At 63.3% G+C, this 4,783-nt stretch carries 5 protein-coding genes and 1 pseudogene; 5 read left to right on the plus strand and 1 reads right to left on the minus strand.

The window, feature by feature from the left end:
• Both L995_RS34180 and L995_RS03110 read left to right on the plus strand, forming a co-directional pair.
• A pseudogene (locus L995_RS34180) lies at positions 1-220 on the plus strand (hypothetical protein); the annotation flags it as partial.
• Positions 217-753 (plus strand): hypothetical protein, encoded by a 537-nt coding sequence (locus tag L995_RS03110; protein ID WP_047469059.1) that lies wholly within the window; start codon positions 217-219, stop codon positions 751-753. The pseudogene L995_RS34180 and the gene L995_RS03110, both read left to right, overlap by 4 nt.
• Here the strand turns inward: L995_RS03110 and L995_RS03115 are convergent.
• Positions 750-1,292 carry a hypothetical protein gene (locus tag L995_RS03115; protein ID WP_047469061.1) on the minus strand — a complete coding sequence of 181 codons (543 nt, stop codon included), beginning with the start codon at positions 1,290-1,292 and terminating at the stop codon, positions 750-752. The genes L995_RS03110 and L995_RS03115 overlap by 4 nt on opposite strands.
• Before the next feature lie 199 nt (positions 1,293-1,491).
• Between L995_RS03115 and L995_RS03120 the strand changes: the two genes are divergently transcribed.
• The 3 genes from L995_RS03120 to L995_RS03130 form a co-directional block, all read left to right on the plus strand.
• Positions 1,492-2,394 carry a terminase small subunit gene (locus L995_RS03120; RefSeq protein ID WP_052195747.1) on the plus strand — a complete coding sequence of 301 codons (903 nt, stop codon included), beginning with the start codon at positions 1,492-1,494 and terminating at the stop codon, positions 2,392-2,394.
• Positions 2,391-3,938, plus strand: coding sequence for a terminase family protein (locus L995_RS03125; protein ID WP_047469065.1), 1,548 nt, complete (start codon positions 2,391-2,393; stop codon positions 3,936-3,938). Before L995_RS03120 ends, L995_RS03125 begins: the two co-directional genes overlap by 4 nt.
• Positions 3,935-4,783 (plus strand): portal protein (locus L995_RS03130; RefSeq protein WP_047469068.1); only part of this gene is annotated, 849 nt, incomplete at its 3' end. The genes L995_RS03125 and L995_RS03130, both read left to right, overlap by 4 nt.

Raw genomic sequence — 4,783 nt, forward strand, 5'->3', positions numbered from 1 at the left:
CTTCGCGCTCAAGACAGACGACCGCACCGGATTCCCGCTGTGCTGCACCCGGCCGGGCATCGAGGGATGCCACGTCGCTTACGACCAATACCGACTTGTTGACGGCGGCCGCGAAGCCCACCGGGACTACGGCCTCGAGTGGGGCCGCATCACCCGCCACACGATTCTTGCATCCGGCCAATGGCCACAACGTCTGCCCCTCTGGAGTGAAACCGCATGAACCAAGCCACCACCAGCACAATCCACAAGACAGCCGGCGGCAATCCGGACACGGGCGCGGTCGAGGCCGTGCCCACGCTGACGCAGGTCTACGAGGCGATCCGCCAGTTGCACGAGGCCGGCGAAGAGCCCACGCGCGACCGCATCCACAAGATGACGGGCCTAAACCTCACCACAGTGGACGACCGCATCAAGGTGCTGCGTGGCGAGGGGATGATTGCGGCGGTGAAGCAGTGCTACCGACCTGTGCACCAGCACGGGCCAGCGCGGCACGTGGTCATCGTGCACCTCAACGACGGGCGAACCATGGTGGAGATCGGCGAGCATGTGTTGCACCTCGTCCGTCCTGAGGCCGCGCGCCTTGGCCAAGGCTTGGCCGGGGTGGCCCTTGAACACACGGCGCTGACACGCGTCACGGAATTACAAGACCAATTACTGGAGGAGGTTGCCAAACGACGGGCGCTTGAGCGCGAGATAAAGGCTTTGAAAGGCGGGAGGAAAACTGACCCCCGCCAAGGTGATCTACTTTCTTAGATAGTGGCAGACAGACACTCGCGCAGAAGCTTTGCGCTGATGAGATTCGAATAGCTCTGGAGCCCGTCTTGGAACGGGCCGCGCCACAAGTACCACGTGTACTCAGGACTGGCTTGCCCATCGCGGTGCCAACCCATAGTCCGGGAACGCAAGAACAAAGCAGGGTCCCTTTTGGTAGGGCAGTGCATGTGGTACACCCGCCAGCAATTCATGCTATCAACACCCCGGTTTTCAAGAAAAATTGTAGATCCATCTGTCTTGGAAAACGTGATGTGAAAAGTCTCTTCATCAATATTGTGCGTAATTCCAGGTTGAATCAACAGGAGTTCTTTTTTGACCGCCGCGCAGAGTGCGTCCGCGTGCTCCTTAGCTTCCTGAAAGTACTTCTTAATACGGCCTTCGATTTCCTCAGAAATAGCGGTGCGACCACTATTGATGGACTTGTGAGTGTCGATGCTAATGCGAGTAGCACGACACCAATTTTCGATAACGGATATGCAAGAGTCCTTGATGGCTTTGCGGTATTCAGTGAGATCCATTTGGGAACCTTTGTTGCGGAGTTAGTAAAAGCACTTGGGGATGCCCCCTTGGATGTGCTACACGATTAAAGCGTGTACACAGATGATACACGAAAATTGCGTGTACGCGGCTCCGGGATTTTCTATCCTGCTTTCAACCTGCAGGCCTGCCTCCTGCCAGGGTTCGACAGCCACTTGGTGCCTGCGAACACTGCTTGCTATGGCCCAAAGTCCTGCCGGCAAGTCCGAGCCTCAAAAGAAACCTGCACCCAAGAAGCCTGCTGCCGCGAAGAAGGCCGCAGGCTCTGCCGTTCCTGCGAAGCGCCCAGCGGTCAAGAAGCCCACTCGCAGGGCGCCACCGGCCAAGACGCACGATGGCCAAGCCCTGACTCCGAAGCAGCAGCGTTTCGTGGAGGAGTACCTGGTGGACCTCAACGGTGCCCAGGCCGCCGTCCGCGCCGGCTACAGCGTGCATACGGCCAAACAGATTGCTACGGAAAACCTAGCAAAACCTTACCTGCAAGCGGCAATCGCAGAGGCACGGAAGCAGCAGCAGGAGCGCACCCAGGTGAGTGCTGACCGCGTGCTCACCGAGGCACTGAACATCCTGGTCGCCGATCCCCGTGAGCTGGTCGAGGTCAAGACCGGCTGCTGCCGCCATTGCTTCGGCGAGGGCAACCGATACCAGCGCACCGTGGGCGAGATGAACGCCGACCGTGAGCTGTGGGCCGTGAAGGGCAACGCGCCCGATGAGTTCGATGAGCAGGGCGGCATTGGCTTCAACCCTCTGCTGGAGCCCAGCCCAGACTGCCCGCAGTGCGGTGGCGATGGTCATTCGCGCGTGGTGACGAAGGACACGCGCAGGCTCAGCACCCCGGCGCGTGCGCTGTATGCGGGAGCTAAGGAAGGAAAGTACGGCATCGAGGTCATGTTCCACGACAAGGTGGCCATCCTGGAGAAGCTGTTCAAACACACCGGCCTCTACGAGAAGGACAACGAGCAGAAGAGCGACCCCTTCATGCTCAAGCAGATGACCGATGCTGAGCGGGCGGTGCGGCTCGCGGCTCTGCTCAATGGCGGCCCCGGCGCGGCCACGCTCGCGGCGAAGCGGGGTGAGAAATGACCACGCCTGCGCTGACCACGGCCGACATCCTGGATCTGCTCAAGGGGCTGGACGCGGACACGCGCGCGGAACTGGACTCCCTGCTGCTGTCTGGCGATGCGCCCATCTGGGTGCCGCAGCCCGGGCCCCAGACCGTGGCCTTCGAATCCGACGCCGATATCGTCTTCTACGGCGGCGCGGCCGGCGGCGGCAAGACCGATCTGCTGCTTGGCCTGCCGCTTACCAAGCAAAAGCACAGCATCATCTTCCGGCGCCAGTCCGTGCAGCTGACCGGCATTGAAGAGCGCATGACCTCGATCCTGGGCACGCGCGATGGCTACAACAGCCAAGACGGCATTTGGCGGCTGCCACAGGGCAAGGTCCTGGAGCTGGGCAGCGTGAAGGAGCCGGGCGACTGGATCAAGTACCAGGGCCGCGCGCACGACTTCAAGGGCTTCGATGAGATCACCCACTTCACCGAGCTGCAGTTCCGCTCCCTGATCGGCTGGCTTCGCACCGATGACCCGACCATCCGGCAGCGCGTGGTGTGCGCGGGCAATCCGCCGACTGAGCCTGAGGGCGAGTGGGTGAAGCGCTTCTGGGCGCCGTGGCTTGAGCCGTCCCACCCGAACCCGGCCAAGCCGGGCGAGCTGCGCTGGTTCGTGACCAACGAGAAAGGCGAGGACCAGGAGGTGCCTGGCCCTGAGCCCGTGATGGTCGGCCCGGACCTGATGACGCCCAAGAGCCGTACCTTCATCCCCTCCAGCGTCAACGACAACCTGTTCCTCCTGTCCACGGGCTACAAGGCCACTCTGCAGTCCCTGCCCGAGCCGCTGCGCAGCAAGATGCTGAACGGCGACTTCAACGCGGGCAGCGCAGACCCGGCCTGGCAGGTTATCCCCACCGAATGGGTGAAGGCGGCGCAGGCTCGGTGGAAGCCGCGCGAGGCCAAGGGCGGCATGACGGCCCTGGGCCTGGACCCGGCGCGCGGCGGCATCGACAAGACTTCGGCGGCGCGGCGCCATGGCAGTTGGTTCGATGAACTGGTCAGCGCTCCTGGCGCGGTGACCAAGGACGGGCCGACGGCTGCGGGCTTTGTGGTGCCGCTGGTGCGCGACGGCGCGTGCATCTGCGTGGACAGCATCGGCATCGGTTCCAGCGCGCTGGATTTCATCGTGGGCCTGAACCTGCTGGTGCTTGCGGTCAACGGCTCGGAAACGTCCAACGCCATGACCAAGGCGGGCAATCTGCGCTTCCGGAACCGGCGCGCGGAGATGTACTGGCTGCTGCGCGAGGCCCTGGACCCGACGAACCCCAACCCCATTGCGCTGCCGCCAGATCCTGAGTTGCTGGCCGACCTGACAGCCGTTCGCTACAAGGTGGTGACCCTGGGCCGGGTCGCGGCGATCCAGATGCTGTCCAAGGACGAAATCCGCAAGGCGCTGGGCCGCTCCCCTGACAAGGGTGACGCGGTGGCAATGACCTTTGTCGAGGGCATCCCTGAGCCCGGCAGCAAGCGCCACGAATACGAAGAACCCGAAGAGACCGATTGGAGGCTCAATTGATCAACACCAGCACGATGGACGTGGACTCGCCCGAATCCGAGGGCTCTCTGGATGCCGGGGATGACGATCTGCGCATGGGTGAGGGCGAAGTGTCGCTCCACGAATACACGGAATGGCTGCGCGAGATGGACGAGGAACCGCCCTGGCGCATCGCGGCGGACAAGGAGATGGACTATGCGGACGGCAAGCAGCTGGACACCGAGCTGCTGAACGCCATGAAGGAGCAGGGCATTCCGCCGGCCATTGAGGATCGCATCGGGCCCACACTGCGCGCGCTCACGGGCTACGAGCAGACCACGCGCACGGACTGGCGTGTCACGGCCAATGGCCAGACGGGAAGCAAGGATGTGGCCGACGCGCTCAACGTCGAGCTGAACGAGGCCGAGCGCGAGTCCCATGCCGACGATGCCTGCAGCGATGCCTTCCGGCCCCAGGCTGCCGTGGGCTTTGGCTGCGTGGGCGTGCAGCGCGTGAGCGATCCGACACAGTACCGCTACAAATGCGCGGTCGTGCGCCGTAGCGAGGTGCGTTGGGACTGGACGGCGGAAGAGTGGGACCTCAGCGACGCGCGGTATTTCAAGCGGGACAAATGGCTGCATCCCGAGCGCATCGCGCGCGCATTTCCGCAGGCGCGCGAGCTGATCCTGTCCTGTGGCCGCAATGGTGCCACCTGGTGGCAGCAGGGCTACCCGGGGCGACTGGCCAACCAGGGCGGAAGTTCCACGGGCCTGACCAATGCCGGCCAGGACGCGCGCGGCTGGACGGTGGAGGAGGCGCGCTGGTACGACCGCACCAACAAGCAGCTGTGCCTGACCGAGCTTTGGTATCGGCGCTGGGTCGAGGTG

This window comes from Delftia sp. ZNC0008, assembly GCF_000799035.1.
In the GTDB taxonomy this organism is placed as follows: domain Bacteria; phylum Pseudomonadota; class Gammaproteobacteria; order Burkholderiales; family Burkholderiaceae_C; genus Comamonas; species Comamonas tsuruhatensis.